Annotated in this window: 18 protein-coding genes; 9 read left to right on the top strand and 9 right to left on the bottom strand. The window is 63.2% G+C overall.

All coding sequences use genetic code 11. The features are described 5' to 3' along the window. Nucleotides 1-190 precede the first annotated feature (190 nt). Together XB14_RS18105 and XB14_RS18100 are read left to right on the top strand one after the other, a co-directional pair. On the top strand, nucleotides 191-739 hold the full coding sequence (locus XB14_RS18105; RefSeq protein ID WP_234804077.1) for a DUF922 domain-containing Zn-dependent protease: 549 nt from the start codon (nucleotides 191-193) through the stop codon (nucleotides 737-739). Nucleotides 740-821: 82 nt separating this feature from the next. Further along, complete coding sequence (locus XB14_RS18100) at nucleotides 822-1,400, top strand: hypothetical protein (protein WP_143348440.1); 579 nt, start codon at nucleotides 822-824, stop codon at nucleotides 1,398-1,400. Between the two features lie 125 nt (nucleotides 1,401-1,525). On the opposite strand, the gene XB14_RS18095 is transcribed toward XB14_RS18100, so the two are convergent. From XB14_RS18095 to XB14_RS18080, 4 genes are all read right to left on the bottom strand, one after another. After that, complete coding sequence (locus XB14_RS18095; RefSeq protein WP_077963000.1) at nucleotides 1,526-2,140, bottom strand: DapH/DapD/GlmU-related protein; 615 nt, start codon at nucleotides 2,138-2,140, stop codon at nucleotides 1,526-1,528. After that, the gene (gene phnL / locus XB14_RS18090) at nucleotides 2,137-2,844 is read right to left on the bottom strand and encodes a phosphonate C-P lyase system protein PhnL (protein WP_077962999.1); all 708 of its coding nucleotides are present in this window, start codon (nucleotides 2,842-2,844) and stop codon (nucleotides 2,137-2,139) included. The genes XB14_RS18095 and phnL overlap by 4 nt, the downstream gene beginning before the upstream one ends. A 65-nt stretch (nucleotides 2,845-2,909) precedes the next feature. Beyond that, nucleotides 2,910-3,686 (bottom strand): phosphonate C-P lyase system protein PhnK, encoded by a 777-nt coding sequence (gene phnK / locus XB14_RS18085; RefSeq protein WP_077962998.1) that lies wholly within the window; start codon nucleotides 3,684-3,686, stop codon nucleotides 2,910-2,912. Next, complete coding sequence (locus XB14_RS18080; protein ID WP_057251652.1) at nucleotides 3,683-4,561, bottom strand: alpha-D-ribose 1-methylphosphonate 5-phosphate C-P-lyase PhnJ; 879 nt, start codon at nucleotides 4,559-4,561, stop codon at nucleotides 3,683-3,685. Before XB14_RS18080 ends, phnK begins: the two co-directional genes overlap by 4 nt. Before the next feature lie 44 nt (nucleotides 4,562-4,605). Here XB14_RS18080 and XB14_RS32735 point away from each other — a divergent pair, with 44 nt between their 5' ends. Further along, nucleotides 4,606-4,791 (top strand): hypothetical protein, encoded by a 186-nt coding sequence (locus XB14_RS32735; RefSeq protein WP_143348439.1) that lies wholly within the window; start codon nucleotides 4,606-4,608, stop codon nucleotides 4,789-4,791. Nucleotides 4,792-4,817: 26 nt separating this feature from the next. Here XB14_RS32735 and XB14_RS18075 read toward each other — a convergent pair whose 3' ends face one another. The 3 genes from XB14_RS18075 to phnG are packed head-to-tail and all read right to left on the bottom strand — an operon-like array spanning nucleotide 4,818 to nucleotide 7,006. Further along, entirely contained in the window at nucleotides 4,818-5,927 is a 1,110-nt protein-coding gene (locus XB14_RS18075) for a carbon-phosphorus lyase complex subunit PhnI (RefSeq protein ID WP_077962997.1), read from the bottom strand. Between the two features lie 3 nt (nucleotides 5,928-5,930). Further along, a complete protein-coding gene (phnH, locus tag XB14_RS18070) occupies nucleotides 5,931-6,539 on the bottom strand; it encodes a phosphonate C-P lyase system protein PhnH (RefSeq protein ID WP_077962996.1) in 609 nt (202 codons plus the stop codon). Beyond that, complete coding sequence (gene phnG / locus XB14_RS18065) at nucleotides 6,539-7,006, bottom strand: phosphonate C-P lyase system protein PhnG (RefSeq protein ID WP_143348438.1); 468 nt, start codon at nucleotides 7,004-7,006, stop codon at nucleotides 6,539-6,541. The genes phnH and phnG overlap by 1 nt, the downstream gene beginning before the upstream one ends. A gap of 108 nt (nucleotides 7,007-7,114) precedes the next feature. Here phnG and phnF point away from each other — a divergent pair, with 108 nt between their 5' ends. The 3 genes from phnF to XB14_RS18050 all read left to right on the top strand — a co-directional run bounded on the left by phnF (nucleotide 7,115) and on the right by XB14_RS18050 (nucleotide 10,068). Further along, nucleotides 7,115-7,846 carry a phosphonate metabolism transcriptional regulator PhnF gene (gene phnF, locus XB14_RS18060; protein ID WP_077962994.1) on the top strand — a complete coding sequence of 244 codons (732 nt, stop codon included), beginning with the start codon at nucleotides 7,115-7,117 and terminating at the stop codon, nucleotides 7,844-7,846. Between the two features lie 167 nt (nucleotides 7,847-8,013). Further along, nucleotides 8,014-9,408 (top strand): selenium-binding family protein, encoded by a 1,395-nt coding sequence (locus XB14_RS18055; RefSeq protein ID WP_077962993.1) that lies wholly within the window; start codon nucleotides 8,014-8,016, stop codon nucleotides 9,406-9,408. Between the two features lie 33 nt (nucleotides 9,409-9,441). Further along, nucleotides 9,442-10,068, top strand: coding sequence for a hypothetical protein (locus tag XB14_RS18050; RefSeq protein ID WP_077962992.1), 627 nt, complete (start codon nucleotides 9,442-9,444; stop codon nucleotides 10,066-10,068). A 21-nt stretch (nucleotides 10,069-10,089) separates the two neighbouring features. Here XB14_RS18050 and XB14_RS18045 read toward each other — a convergent pair whose 3' ends face one another. Together XB14_RS18045 and XB14_RS18040 are read right to left on the bottom strand one after the other, a co-directional pair. Then, complete coding sequence (locus XB14_RS18045; protein WP_077962991.1) at nucleotides 10,090-10,782, bottom strand: glutathione S-transferase family protein; 693 nt, start codon at nucleotides 10,780-10,782, stop codon at nucleotides 10,090-10,092. A 93-nt stretch (nucleotides 10,783-10,875) separates the two neighbouring features. After that, nucleotides 10,876-11,466: a VOC family protein gene (locus XB14_RS18040; protein WP_077962990.1), complete on the bottom strand. Its 591-nt coding sequence runs from the start codon at nucleotides 11,464-11,466 to the stop codon at nucleotides 10,876-10,878. A gap of 280 nt (nucleotides 11,467-11,746) precedes the next feature. On the opposite strand from XB14_RS18040, the gene XB14_RS18035 reads away from it, so the two are divergent. From XB14_RS18035 to XB14_RS18025, 3 genes are all read left to right on the top strand, one after another. After that, entirely contained in the window at nucleotides 11,747-12,187 is a 441-nt protein-coding gene (locus XB14_RS18035; protein ID WP_077962989.1) for a hypothetical protein, read from the top strand. 223 nt (nucleotides 12,188-12,410) lie between these two features. After that, entirely contained in the window at nucleotides 12,411-13,010 is a 600-nt protein-coding gene (locus XB14_RS18030) for a hypothetical protein (RefSeq protein ID WP_077962988.1), read from the top strand. Next, nucleotides 13,010-13,600 carry a hypothetical protein gene (locus XB14_RS18025; RefSeq protein WP_143348437.1) on the top strand — a complete coding sequence of 197 codons (591 nt, stop codon included), beginning with the start codon at nucleotides 13,010-13,012 and terminating at the stop codon, nucleotides 13,598-13,600. Before XB14_RS18030 ends, XB14_RS18025 begins: the two co-directional genes overlap by 1 nt. Nucleotide 13,601: the final 1 nt, after the last annotated feature.

Here is a 13,601-nt window from a genome sequence, read left to right as displayed (position 1 = left end):
GACCGGAAAAGACGACAAAGGCACCGCGCGCTCAAACGGCGTCCGGTGCCTTTGTTTTTTGACCTGTTGCCATCAGCCGATTCGCGTTTAAGGAATGCGGCGAGGATTTGTGCGCCGAGAAGGCGAACTTCGAGGGTTCGGATTGAACAGAAGCCTTTGCCTGGGCGTCGTTGCCCTTTGCCTCGCGTCCATGCCGCGGCTTGCATCTGCCGAATGGCAGCCGGTCGAGAAGGAAGCGCTCTACACCGTCACCGGTCAGACGGGCGCAGAACTGTACGCGTCAATCGGCGAACGCGGTCCGAAAGCCGGCATTGGCAGGGCGATCGCCCACACCAATTTCAAGCTGACCTGGACGCGGAAGTATGAAGAGCAGGGCGGCGCCTGCGTTCTGACAACAGCAAAGCCGAAGCTGATTATCACATACACCTTGCCCAAGCCGGCAAAGCCGCTGCCTTCGGGGACGCGCGAAAACTGGGACACCTTCATCGACGGCGTGCGCAAGCACGAACTCGTGCACGGCGACTTCATCAAGGAGATGGTGCGCGCGATCGAGCAGGCAACGCTGGGGCTTACCGTTCCCGACGACCCGAAATGCCGCAAGATCAGAGCGGAAATGACCAAGCGCCTCGGCGCGCTGTCGCAGGCGCAGCGCCAGCGCAGCCGCGACTTCGACCAGGTCGAACTGACGGATGGCGGCAACATTCACCAGTTGATCCTGAGACTGGTGAACGGACCGTAGATCGTGGCCCGATGGATTGCAATCTTAAGTATAGGAAAGCTATACGTCACGTTGCTGAAAGCATTCAGGGGATACGGCGACAATGAACAACGGATTGATCTGTTGCACACTCTCAATCCTGGCAATGTCATTTGGGCCATCGAAGGCTGAAACAGCCCGCATATGGGATCCGTCCTGCGCGCCCCTTGAGCGCGCTTACGCCATGACCCGCTCGACGGATTTCTACAGCACGCGATTTTACGCGGTAAAGCCTGATGGTACGCAGGAGTTGGCTCAGGAAACGCGCTTTGCTGGGGCGAGTTACTTCACTCGGGATACCGCAGCTAAACCGGACAAATGGATAAAATTACAGCGCCCGGGCTGGGTCTTATGGAGCAACGGTGCAGCGAAATTCTCGGACTGCGAGGTAGTGGAAGAGGACGTTGCCGATAGCAAACTCGGTCGGCACTACACAGCCAAGTGGTCGAGACACCCCTACAGCGCCGACGCCGAGATTTGGTTGTTGCAGGATAACAGTCGACTGGCAAAAGTCCTGAGTCGGGATACAGGGAAAATCCGGCTCTACGAGTTTCCGGCGCTACTTGAAGAGTTCGACTTCAACCTTGAGAACGCCGCACCGCCTGCGGTTTATGAAATCGCGCAATCCGAGGATGCCGACTGACACAGCGGTGATCCTAACCAGCTCCCGGTTCGTACGCTTGCCGCCCGGCGACCCAACGTTGTCTATCGGGTCCGGCAGCTATCGAGGGCGCCGGACTCGCTGGGCACCCTCGACTGCAATGCGGCTCATGCGTAGCGCACCAGAAATTCCTCGGCCGTCAGCTCGCGGAAATCGTCGAGTGCGCGGCGCAGGCGCTGGTGGTCCCAGTCCCACCAGGAGAGTGCGTCCATTCGCTCGCCGATGCCCTCGTTGAAGCGGGCGCGGATGAGCTTGGTCGGCACGCCGCCGACGATGGTATAGGGATCGACATCTTTCGAGACGACCGCGCCGGCGCCGATGACAGCGCCATTGCCGACAGTCACGCCCGGCAGGATGGTGGCGCCGTGGCCGATCCAGACGTCATGGCCGATCGTCACCCGGTTCGACCGTCGCCAGGCGAAGAGGTCGTGGTCGAGCTCCGTATCGTCCCAATAGTTGGGCGCGCGATAGGTGAAGTGGTGCAGCGTAGCGCGCCAGGTCGGGTGATTGGTGGCGTTGATGCGCACGGCGGCGGCGATGTTGACGAACTTGCCGACCGTCGCGCACCAGATCGAGCCGTCCTGCATGATGTAGGAGTAGTCGCCGAACTCGACCTCGTCGAGCCTTGAGCGCTCCTGCACTTCGGTGTAGCGGCCGAGCGTCGAATTGTTGACGCTCGCCGTCGGGTGGATGAAGGGCTCGAGCCCGAGCTTCTGGCTCATGCGGCAGTCTTTCTGGGCGAGAAGGCCGAGACGTCGAGGATGCGGTCGGCAACCGCGTCGCGCACTTCCTCATCGTGAAAGATGCCGATCAGCGCCGTGCCCTTGGCCTTTTTCTCGGCGATCAGCTCGACCACGACCGCCCGGTTCTTCGCGTCGAGCGAAGCGGTCGGCTCGTCGAGCAGAAGGATCTTGTGGTCGGTGATGAAGCCGCGGGCGATGTTGACGCGCTGCTGCTCGCCGCCGGAAAAGGTTGCCGGCGGCAGTCCCCAGAGTTCGCGCGGGAGGTTCAGCTTGCTCAGGAGCTCGGCTGCATGCGTGCGTGCCTCCTCGAGCGGCATGCCACGGGCGTGCAGCGGCTCGGCGACGATGTCGAGGGAGGAGACGCGCGGCACGACCCGCAGGAACTGGCTGACATAGCCGAGCGTCGTGCGCCGGACTTCAAGCACGGTGCGCGGCTCGGCCGTTGCCAGGTTTACCAGCTTGCCGTCGTGATCCATCAGGATCTGGCCCTCGTCCACGCCGTAATTGCCGTAGAGCATTTTCAGGATCGAGCTCTTGCCGACGCCGGACGGGCCGCCGAGAACGACGCATTCGCCTGCCTTGACCGAGAAGGAGACGTTGGCGACGACGGGCCGGCGGACGCCGTCACGCAGGTGCATGGTGAAGCTTTTTGCGACTTCGGAAACAACGAGAGGAGTTGCCATGGTTCTTACTTTCCCTTGCGCATGATCTTGGCCGAAAGCCGGGTTCCACTTTTCGGGATCATGCGTCACACCTGCAGGATCGAGGAGACGAGAAGCTGGGTATAGGGCTCGCGCGGATCGTCGAGCACGCGGTCGGTCAGCCCCTGTTCGATGACGGCGCCGTCCTTCATCACCATCATCCGGTGCGAGAGAAGGCGAGCGACGGCGAGGTCGTGGGTGACGATGATGGCCGCAAGGCCGAGGTCGTGCACGAGGCCGCGCACCAGATCGAGCAGGCGCGCCTGCACCGAAACGTCGAGGCCGCCGGTCGGCTCGTCCATGAAGACGAGGCGCGGGGAGGTGACGAGGTTGCGGGCGATCTGCAGGCGCTGGCGCATGCCGCCGGAAAAGGCGCGCGGCTGGTCGTCGATACGGTCGACGCCGATTTCCACCCGCTGCAGCCAGTCGCTGGCGGTGGCGCGGATGTTGCCGTAGTGGCGATCGCCGACGGCCATCAGGCGCTCGCCAACATTGGCGCCGGCAGACACCGTCATGCGCAGGCCGTCGGCCGGGTTCTGGTGGACGAAGCCCCAATCGGTGCGCATCAGGAAGCGGCGTTCGGCTTCTCCCATGCGGGCGAGGTCACGATACTGACCGTCGCGCATGTGGTATTCGACGATGCCGGAGGTCGGCATCAGCCGGGTCGAGAGGCACGACAGAAGCGTCGTCTTGCCCGAGCCGGATTCGCCGACGATGGCGAGCACTTCGCCCGCATAGAGCTCGAAGGAGACGTTGCGGCAGCCGATGCGGCTTCCGTAGAACTTCGAGACGTCGTTCACTTTCAGGAGCGGGAGCGTACTCATTCTGCGGCTTCCTTTCGGGCAAGCATGTGACCTGCGTGGCCGCAGGCGCGGCGGTCTTCGCAATGATCGGTATCGGAGCAGACGAACATGCGCCCGCCCTTGTCGTCGAGGATCACTTCGTCGAGATAGACGTCCTCGGCGCCGCAGAGCGCGCAGGGCTTGTCGAAGCTCTGGATCTCGAACGGATGGTCGTCGAAATCGAGGCTGACGACGTCGGTGTAGGGCGGCACGGCATAGATGCGCTTTTCGCGGCCGGCGCCGAAGAGTTGCAGCGCCTCCGACATGTGCATCTTCGGATTGTCGAACTTCGGCGTCGGCGACGGGTCCATGACGTAGCGGCCCTCGACCTTGACCGGATAGGCATAGGTCGTGGCGATATGGCCGTTGCGGGCGATGTCCTCGTAGAGCTTTACATGCATCAGCCCGTATTCCTCGAGCGCGTGCATCTTGCGGGTCTCGGTCTCGCGCGGCTCGAGGAAACGCAAGGGCTCCGGGATCGGCACCTGGTAGACGAGGGTCTGGCCTTCGGACAGCTTCTCCTCGGGGATACGGTGGCGCGTCTGGATGATCGTCGCCTCTTTCGTCCTCGTGGTGACCGCGACGTTGGCGACCTTCTGGAAGAAGGCCCGGATCGAGACCGCATTGGTGGTGTCGTCCGCACCCTGGTCGATGACCTTCAGAACGTCTTCCGGTCCGAGGATGGAGGCCGTCACCTGTACGCCGCCTGTGCCCCAACCGTAAGGCATCGGCATTTCGCGCGACGCAAAAGGCACCTGGTAGCCGGGAATGGCGATCGCTTTGAGGATCGCGCGGCGGATCATCCGCTTCGTCTGTTCGTCCAGATAGGCGAAATTATAAGTAGCAAGGTCGTTCATCGCCGATTACCCTTGAGTGTGTCGACCGCTGATGGGGCCAGGATGTGAGCGAGATGATTTTCGGGGTGATTGTGATCGTCGCGGCCGTGGTGGCGGTCCTGTATTGGGCTGCGGTCAATGCCCGTCGTGAACCCAATGCCAAGGCGCGCAAAGACGATGGCTCCGGCTACGCCGGTACCTTCGGCGATGGCAGTGGCGATTGCGGCGGCGGAGACGGTGGCGGCGATTGAGCAACGGCCGCCGGGGGCGTTCCCGATCATTCTGCCGCCTCCCGCTGTTCCTTAGCCGTCTCGCCAGAATTCGCGGCGTCGTAGTCGCGGCGCATGCGGCGGACGAGATCGAGTTCCGCCTGGAAGTCGACATAATGCGGCAGCTTCAGATGCTCGACGAAGCCGGTCGCCTGGACGTTGTCGGCATGCGAAATGACGAACTCCTGATCCTGCGCCGGTGCAACGATGTCCTCGTTGAACTCGTCGGTGCGCAGCGCCCGGTCGACCAGCGACATCGACATCGCCTTGCGTTCGCTCTGGCCGAAGACGAGGCCGTAGCCGCGGGTAAATTGCGGCGGCTGCTTGGCCGAGCCCATGAACTGATTGACCATCTGGCATTCGGTGACGCGGATCGTGCCGAGCGAAACCGCAAAGCCGAGTTCGGGCAGGTCGAGCTCGACTTCCACTTCGCCGATACGCACTTCGCCGACGAAGGGGTGGGTGCGGCCGTAGCCACGCTGGGTGGAATAGGCAAGCGCCAGCAGGAAGCCTTCGTCGCCGCGGGCAAGCGCCTGCAGGCGCAGGTCGCGCGCCATGGGAAATTCCATCGGCTCGCGGGTGAGGTCGCCCATCACGTGGCCTTCGGGCATCTGGCCATCGCCTTCGATCAGGCCCTCGCCGTCGAGGATGTCGGAGACGCGCATGACATGTTCGCCGGGTTCCTTGACCGCGGGCTCTTCGACGGCTTCGTCGGCGATCAGCGACGGGTCGAGCAGGCGGTGGGTGTAATCGAAGGTCGGGCCCAGAAGCTGTCCGCCGGGCAGATCCTTGTAGGTCGCAGACACGCGGCGCTCGACCTTCATATTGGCGGTGTCGACCGGCTCGGAGTAACCGAAGCGCGGCAGCGTCGTGCGATAGGCGCGCAGGATGAAGATCGCCTCGATCATGTCGCCGCGCGCCTGTCGAACGGCAAGCGCTGCGAGCGCACGGTCGTAGAGCGAGGCTTCCGCCATCACCCTATCGACCGCAAGGCCGAGCTGTTCGACCACCTGGTCGATGGTGATCGAGGGCAGATTGCGGTCGCCGCGGCGGCGATCGGCGAGAAGGCGGTGGGCATTGGCAATTGCGGTTTCCCCGCCCTTGACGGCTACATACATGGGTCACGCCTCCTTGAGCGCAAGACGGGTGGTGCGCGGCAGGCAGACGAGCTTGTCTCCGGCGGTGAGCACGAGATCGACGCCGCGCGGAAAGACCGCGCGGTTCGCGGTCCAGAATTCGAGGAAGACATCCGGCAGACCCTTCACGGCGACCTCCGTCTCGTCCTTGATGCCGGGACCCTTGGCCGTCAGCACCGGGCCGCCGGTCAGTGCCTCGACTTCGATGACGAGCGTCGTCGAACGATCCGGATATTCCTGGGTGCCGAGCGAAAATTGGTCGAAACCGGGGAAGGCGGTGCCCTTTTCGATAAAGGCGAAGCGGGCGTCAGTCTTGCTGGTGGTGACCGGAGCACCCGTATGGAAAGCGATCCACTGCGGAACGGCCGACTTGGAAAGTGCCGGCGTCAGCCAGACGGGCGTGTCGTGGTCGCAAAGCGTCAGCGCCACCGCACCGGCGGCGGAGGCCAGCGGGGCAGGAGGGGTGCTCGTCGCCTTGAGGCGCTTGATCGTGCCGGGGCGGGCAAAGCCGTCCATCAGGTGGCGGAAGACGGACTGGGCGGCAAAGACCGGATCGGCAAAAGCGCCGGCGTATATCTGCGATTGGCTGGCCATCAGTCGTCTCCCCGGACCATGGTGAAAAAGTCGACGCGGGTGGCCGCAGTTTCTTCGGCCTTGCGGCGTTCTTCCTGGGCAAGCCGGTCGGCCACACGGCCAAGCAGAGCCTCGACCTCGGCGCTGTTGCCGTCACGCTGGGCAAGGGCGTCGAAGATCGCCGCAAGCCGCGCGCGCTGCCGGTCGGTGCCGAGCAACTGCCCGTGACCGATCTCGCCGGTCGAAAGACGGATGGTGGCGCGCGAGACGGTCGCTTCGCCGAGATTGAAGGGATCGCCGCCACCGCCGATGCGCCCACGCACCATGACGAGGCCGGTTTCCGGACCGCGGACCGGATGAACGTCGGGCTTGTCGGCAAGCGCTTCCCAGGCGGCGTTGAGCTCGTCGAGAGTTGCGCGGGCAAGCAGACCCATGGCGTTCTTGCGCGCCGGGTCCGGCGGGCTTTCCTGTTTCAGCTTCGCATCCATCATCTTCACCTCAAATGTCTATTGATATAGACAACTATACATCTTATACTTTTTCATAACGTCGGCAAATGACAGGCTTGTGACATGCCAATGCGAAAAGACACGGCAATGCGAAAAGTGGTGGAGCGCCAGACGGGCGTCGCTTTATGGCGGCAAATCGCCGACCGGATTCGCCTGGCAATCAGCAACGGCGATTATGACGCGACCGGCATGGTGCCGCCGGAAACCGCCCTTGCGGCGGAGTTCGGTGTCAACCGGCATACAGTGAGAAGTGCGCTGGCGGCGCTTGCGGAGGAGGGCCTCGTGCGCGCCGTCCAGGGGCGCGGCACGATGATCGAGCGCAAGGAGCGGGTGAGCTACCCGATCTCCAAGCGCACGCGATTCTCGCAAGGTCTTGGCCGACAGGTGAAGGAGATCGGCACCCGGCTGCTCGGTCATGCCGAACTGCCGGCAACGGGCGAGGTCGCAAGGGCGCTCGACATTTCGCCGGGCGATCCGGTGACCGAGCTTCGCACCGTCAGCAGCGGCGACGGCCGGCCGCTGTCGGTGTCGTCAAGCTATTATCCGGCGCATCGATTTCCGCGCATGGCCGAGGAGTTCGAGCAGCTACACTCGGTCACCAAGGCCTTCGCCGCTCATGGTCTGGATGATTACGTGCGCGTCTCGACCGAGATCGTCGCCCGGCACGCCGACGCCGAGGAGCTTTCGATGCTGAAGCTTTCGCCGGGCGCAATCGTGCTCGAAGCCCTGTCCACCAACGCCGATCTCGACGGCAGGCCGGTGGAGTATTCCCGCAGCCGATTTGCGGCCGACAGGATGAAGCTGAAGATCGAGACATAGTGCTACCAGCCCAACCTATGTCAGCGCGATGACGTCTCGTCCCGTCTTGGCGTTGCGTGTCCCGTCAGGAAATAAGGCAAAGGCCGCATTTCCGACGCGTTTTTGCCGCATCACCGAAGCCTGCATCAGGAACCGCGCATTTAGAATTCTCTGAAGGGAGAATGGCAATGGCGACGTGGCGACCCGATCCTTCCTTCTATCCATCGCCGCGCATGGCGGCCAAGGCTCCAAAGGAGACGCTTGCCTATGTGGCGGCGTTCGATCCCGACCGAAAAAGGCCGGACGCGATCGCCGTCGTCGATGTGGATCCGGCGTCTCCAAGCTATTCGCAGATCGTCGGCCAGGTCGATATGCCGAATGTCGGCGACGAATTGCATCATTTCGGCTGGAACGCCTGCTCCTCGTGCCTGTGCCCCAACGCACCGCATCCGCATGTCGAGCGCCGCTACCTGGTGGTGCCGGGCCTGCGCTCCTCGCGTCTCCACATCATCGACACCAAGCCTGATCCGCGCAGTCCCAAGATCGTTCGTGTGATCGAGCCCGCGGAAATCGCCGAGAAGGCGAATTATTCGCGGTTGCACACAACCCATTGCGGACCCGAAGGCATCTACGTCAACGCGCTTGCCGACCGCGACGGCAAGGCGCCGGGCGGCATCTTTCTGCTCGACCACCAAAGCTTCGATGTGCTTGGCCAATGGGAACTGGATCGTGGACCGCAGAAGCTTGCCTATGACTTCTGGTGGCACCTCGGCCACGACACGATGATCACCAGCGAATGGGGTACGCCGGATACATTCGAGAACGGGCTGGTTCCCGAGGTACTGCTCGGTTCGAAATATGGTCGCCGCCTGCATTTCTGGGACCTGCACAAGCGCAAGCACCTGCAGGAGATCGACTTCGGCGAGGAACACCAGCTCGTCTTCGAACTGCGCCCGGCTCATGATCCGACCAAGGCCTATGGTTTCGTCGGCTGCGTCATCAGCCTCAAGGACCTCTCGGCCTCGATCTGGACCTGGTACCGTGATGGCGACCAATGGGCCGTGAAGAAGGTGATCGAGATTCCGGCAGAGCCGGCCGATCCGGATCTGCTGCCGCCGGTGCTGAAAGGTTTCAGTGCGGTCGCGCCGCTCGTCACCGACATCGATCTCTCGATGGATGACCGGTTCCTTTACGTCTCCTGCTGGGGCACCGGCGACATGATCCAGTACGACGTTTCCGACCCCTTCGCACCGAAGGAAACAGGACGGGTCAGGATCGGCGGCATTGTTTCGCGCGCAAGCCATCCGAAGGCGACAAACGGCGCGCTGAGCGGCGGACCGCAGATGGTGGAGATCAGCCGGGACGGCAAGCGGGTCTATTTCACCAACTCGCTCTATGGCGCCATCGACCCGCAGTTCTACCCCGAAGGCATCGACGGGTGGATGGTCAAGCTTAATGTCGCCGACGGTGGGGGGATCGCGTTCGACGAAAACTTTTTCGTCGACTGGCCGAAAGGCCACCGTCCGCATCAGGTTCGCCTCGAAGGCGGTGACTGCTCGTCCGATTCCTATTGTTATCCGTAAGGAGGGAGCCGCGGTGCAGCCCGGTCACGGCGAATGACGACGGTCTGGCCATGGCTCTCGCTTGCCGGCCTCGGCGCCTTCCACGGCCTCAACCCGGCGATGGGCTGGCTGTTTGCGGTGGCGCTCGGATTGCATCGCCAGAGCAGCCGGGTCGTCTGGCTTTCCCTCGGGCCTATTGCGCTTGGCCACGCGATTTCCGTCGCCACCGTGCTCGCGGTGGTCGCAGCATTTGGCTCGACGCTGGATCCGGACAGGTTCAGGATCGCTGCGGCCGTGCTCATTCTGGGTGCCGCTGGCTACACAGCCATCTATGGACACCGCCACCGCGTCCGGATCGGGATGCGGACCGGCATGGCGGGCCTTGCGCTCTGGTCCTTCCTGATGGCAACGAGCCACGGGGCCGGCCTGATGCTGGTGCCGCCGGTCCTCAGTCTCTGTCTTGCAGGTCACGCGGATGCACTGGCGATGGCAAGTTCGCTGCCGATCTCGCTTGCCGCCGTCGCGGTGCATAGCATCGCCATGCTCACCGTGACAGCGGCGCTGTCGCTTGCCGTCTTCGCCTGGTTCGATCTTGCGGTCCTGCGTGCTGCCTGGATCAACTTCGATCGCCTCTGGACGCTGGCACTCGGCGCAACCGGCGTTGCACTCCTTATTCAATGAACCGCGTTGCAGCCGACCCGCCTATGGCCGCTGCGACTTCACATAGGCGATGTAGCCGCGGACATCGGCGGCTGGCTCGGCATAGGCAGGCCCGAGCGTTCGTTCGATGTTTGCCATGTAGGCCTTTGCCCAACCCGGCAGGTCATAGTCGATCGCGGCCAGGAACTCGAGCGTTGCGGCCAGCCGGATATCGGCGATCGAGGGCTTGGCGCCACCGATGAAGGGCTTGTCACTGACATAGAACGCGCGGAAAACGTCGAGCGGTTCGGCAAGGGCTGCAACCGCCGCCTGGCGGGCGATCTCCTTCGTCGCCGCATCGGCATCGCTGCAGCCGACTTCACCGGCGTAGAGCGGAAAGTTCAGTGCCGGATAGGTTGCGCGGGCGAGGTAGGGATAGAACGTGCCGATCAGATAGAACATGGCACTGTCGATCATGGCGCGGGCTTCGGGGTCTTTCGGGTAGAAGTCATCAAGCCCATGCTTGTTGCACAGGTACTGCATGATCGCGCAGCTTTCCCAAAGCGCGCCCCTGGGCAGGTCTGCCGTCTCGATCATCGGTGTCAGATGCGATGGCGCCCGTGCCAGATATTCGGGCGAGCGCGTCTGGCCATAGACGTCGTTTTCGCTGAAATCGAGCTTGGCCGCTCTCAGAAACACGCGTGCCGTCATGTTGTTGACGCTGGGCTTGATGACGTTGAGTTGGATTGCTGACATGGCCTCCTCCCTGTTGCGCGCCATACATCCGGCGCTGGCTCCCGCGTCGGCGCTCAGGCGCATCTTGAGCTGTACAATCCTCTGCGAACGGCGCTATCGCCGGCCAAAGGGGTCCTTTGGCAAGCGATCGGGCGAGAGCGTCGGCCGGGTGCGCTCGACCAGTGCCTCGATCGCGTCGGCAAGGTGAACCTCGGCGATATTGTAGTCGCCGCGCGCGACCCTGACCTTGTGCGCTTCCATCAGCACCTCGGCGTGGCTGTGACCCGGCGGCGGCTCGAAGCGATAGGAGGCAAGCTCGACGAGAAGCCCGAGCGGGTCCTCGAAATAGATCGAATCCATGAAGCCGCGATCCTTGACGCCGCTGTGCCTGATCTTTCGCTCGTCGAGCCGTTCCACCGCCTGGGTGAATGTCGCGCGCGAAACGGCAAAGGCGATGTGGTGGACACAGCCCATGTCCGTCGGGGTGCGCTCGGGATCTGGCGTGCGGTTCTCGTCGGTAAAGACGGTGATCAGCCGGCCATCGCCCGGATCGAAATAAAGGTGGCTTTCGCTCGGTCTGTCGAGATTCGGCTGCTCGAAAATGAAGGGCATCCCGAGAAGCCCCTCCCAGAAGTCGATCGAAGTTTGCCGGTCCGCCCCGACAAGCGTGATGTGGTGAACGCCTTGCGATTGCAGTTTTCGCATTGCCGGCCTCCCCGGTTCGGCGGAGGATACGGGCCGAGCGGCTGGTGGTCCCGCTTTCCGCCTTTTTTGCAATTGTCGCCCGTCGCGAGCAGAAGGCAAGCGCCAATCACGGGTGGGTCGAGGGCGTTGGGAATGGCAAGCCTCGAATGTGGCGGCCCGGCGATGCACAGCTTTGCTTCCACCTGGTCTTGACCGCCGTCGATTTGGTTGTTTTCTTGCGCGTCACAATCAATGCATGTGTAGAGTTGTGTCAGTAGGTCAGCGATCAGGGAGTGGAAGCATGAAGTTCCTGTGCGGGGCCGGGGTCGCCGGCCTGTTGCTTCTTTCGTCTGCCGCGGCCGTGAGGGCCGACGGTGATCCTTTTTCCGGACAGTGGCGGCAACTGACCTCGACGGCCGGGCAGTGCGATAAATGCTACATCGGCATCGTCAGGCACGGTGACCTCTTGACCGTCAGCAGCAACAACGGCTGGCAGGCCGTGGCGAATGTCGAGCGCTTCGCCGATCTGCAGCTCGCCGCAGGCAAGGGGGAGTGGAAACCGACCATCTCCGGCGCCTACGGCGGCAGACGCTTCGGCATTCAGTTCGTCCGGCGCGGTGGGAAATTGCAGATGTTCATGGTGGTGTCGCGCGGTGACGGGGCGCCCATGTCCATCCTCGCGACCTTCGAGAAAAAGCATCCGGCTTCCGAGGAGCCGGCGATGGAGATGCACCGCATCTGACCCACCGCGTGCGCCTCGCTGGCCGAACGCCGTTGGCGGCAACGGCTGCCCGTGCTGTTTACACGGCACATGGTTTCGTTCCGACGCTCCAGTATTCCACATTCGAACTTTCGTTCTGAGGTCGCGTCCGCTGCCGCAACCGTCTCCGACGCGCGTGTTTTGATTTCCCCGGCAAACTTTCCTATCTTCCGGTTGCAGTATGCGCAGGGTGCGTGGAGGAGAGATGCCGGTCGTGCGACGGTCGAAGATCAGACGGCGCCTGTTGATCATGCTTGTCACCGGCGTCGGCGGCATGGCAGCGGCGGCGATTTCCTTTGCTTCGGCGGTTTATGACGCTGCCAACCCGGCCCCTGTTCCGACCATCGGCAAAGACCAGACGGTCGACACGGGCCGTTGGCGGGTGACGATCAACGGCGCTCACATGTCGTCCATGCCGCCGACGGGCACCAAGCCGTTCGAGCCGAAGCGGTTCCTGGTGGTGGATCTCGAACTCGACAACCGCTCCGTCGCCACCAGCAACGTCTTCCTGAACCTGATTACGATCAGGGATGAAGCCGCTCCCGTGCAGCCGAAACCCACCTATTACCTGGCGCGGGACAAGTGGATCGCGAGCGCAATCAATCCGAACATGCCGGAAAAGCTGGTCGCGGCCTGGGAATGGCCGGCGGATCGCCCGGAACCGGCGACGCTTTCGCTGTCCATCGGCAAACAGATCTACAAGCCGCGTGACAACCTCTACGGCGCACCCAATTGGTTCGACGACGGCGAGGCCGCGGTGGTGGAATTGCCGGTCACGCAAGCTGCGGAGACGAAGGAACAATGATGTCGGCTCTTCGCACGCTGCTGATCTGTGTGCTTGCGATTGCAACGCTCTATGCGATGCGAAACAGCACGCCCGGCTACGGCGATATCACCGCGCCGATCGCCATTCGAGGCGCGGTCGGCGAACGGGTGGAAACCCGGGACTTCGCCTTCGGCGCAGCCAACGTGCACCTGGCGCGCCAGGTCAAGGTCGAGAGCTTCGGGCGTGTCAAGGACTACTCCACATCCGGCGTCTGGCTGATCATCGAGGGCGCGGCCGTCGCCAAGACGGAAACGATGACGTTGACGTCGGCGGATTGGCTGGCAGGCAATGGTCTGCGCTACGAGCTTAGCCAGCGGTTCTCGACCGTGCCCGGCTATCTGCCGACGGAGCGGCTCGAACCGGGCCTGCCGAGGCCGGTGCTTCTCGCCTTCGAGCTTCCCGAGGCGGCCGTGGACAAAGGCACGCTGCTCGTCGCCCGCAGTCTCGTCATGCCGCTCGCCGAGGAACTCTCGATTGCGCTCGGCGACAAGAAGCCGGCCGATATCAAGCCGTCCGTCACCATCGCCCGCAGTGCCAGCGGCACGCCCTGGACGCTGGCCGCGCGATGAG

It is taken from the genome of Ensifer adhaerens (genome assembly GCF_002007205.1).
Lineage (GTDB): Bacteria > Pseudomonadota > Alphaproteobacteria > Rhizobiales > Rhizobiaceae > Ensifer > Ensifer adhaerens_D.
The sequence above is the reverse complement of the archived record's forward strand: the minus strand, read 5'-3'. Positions and strand labels throughout refer to the sequence as shown.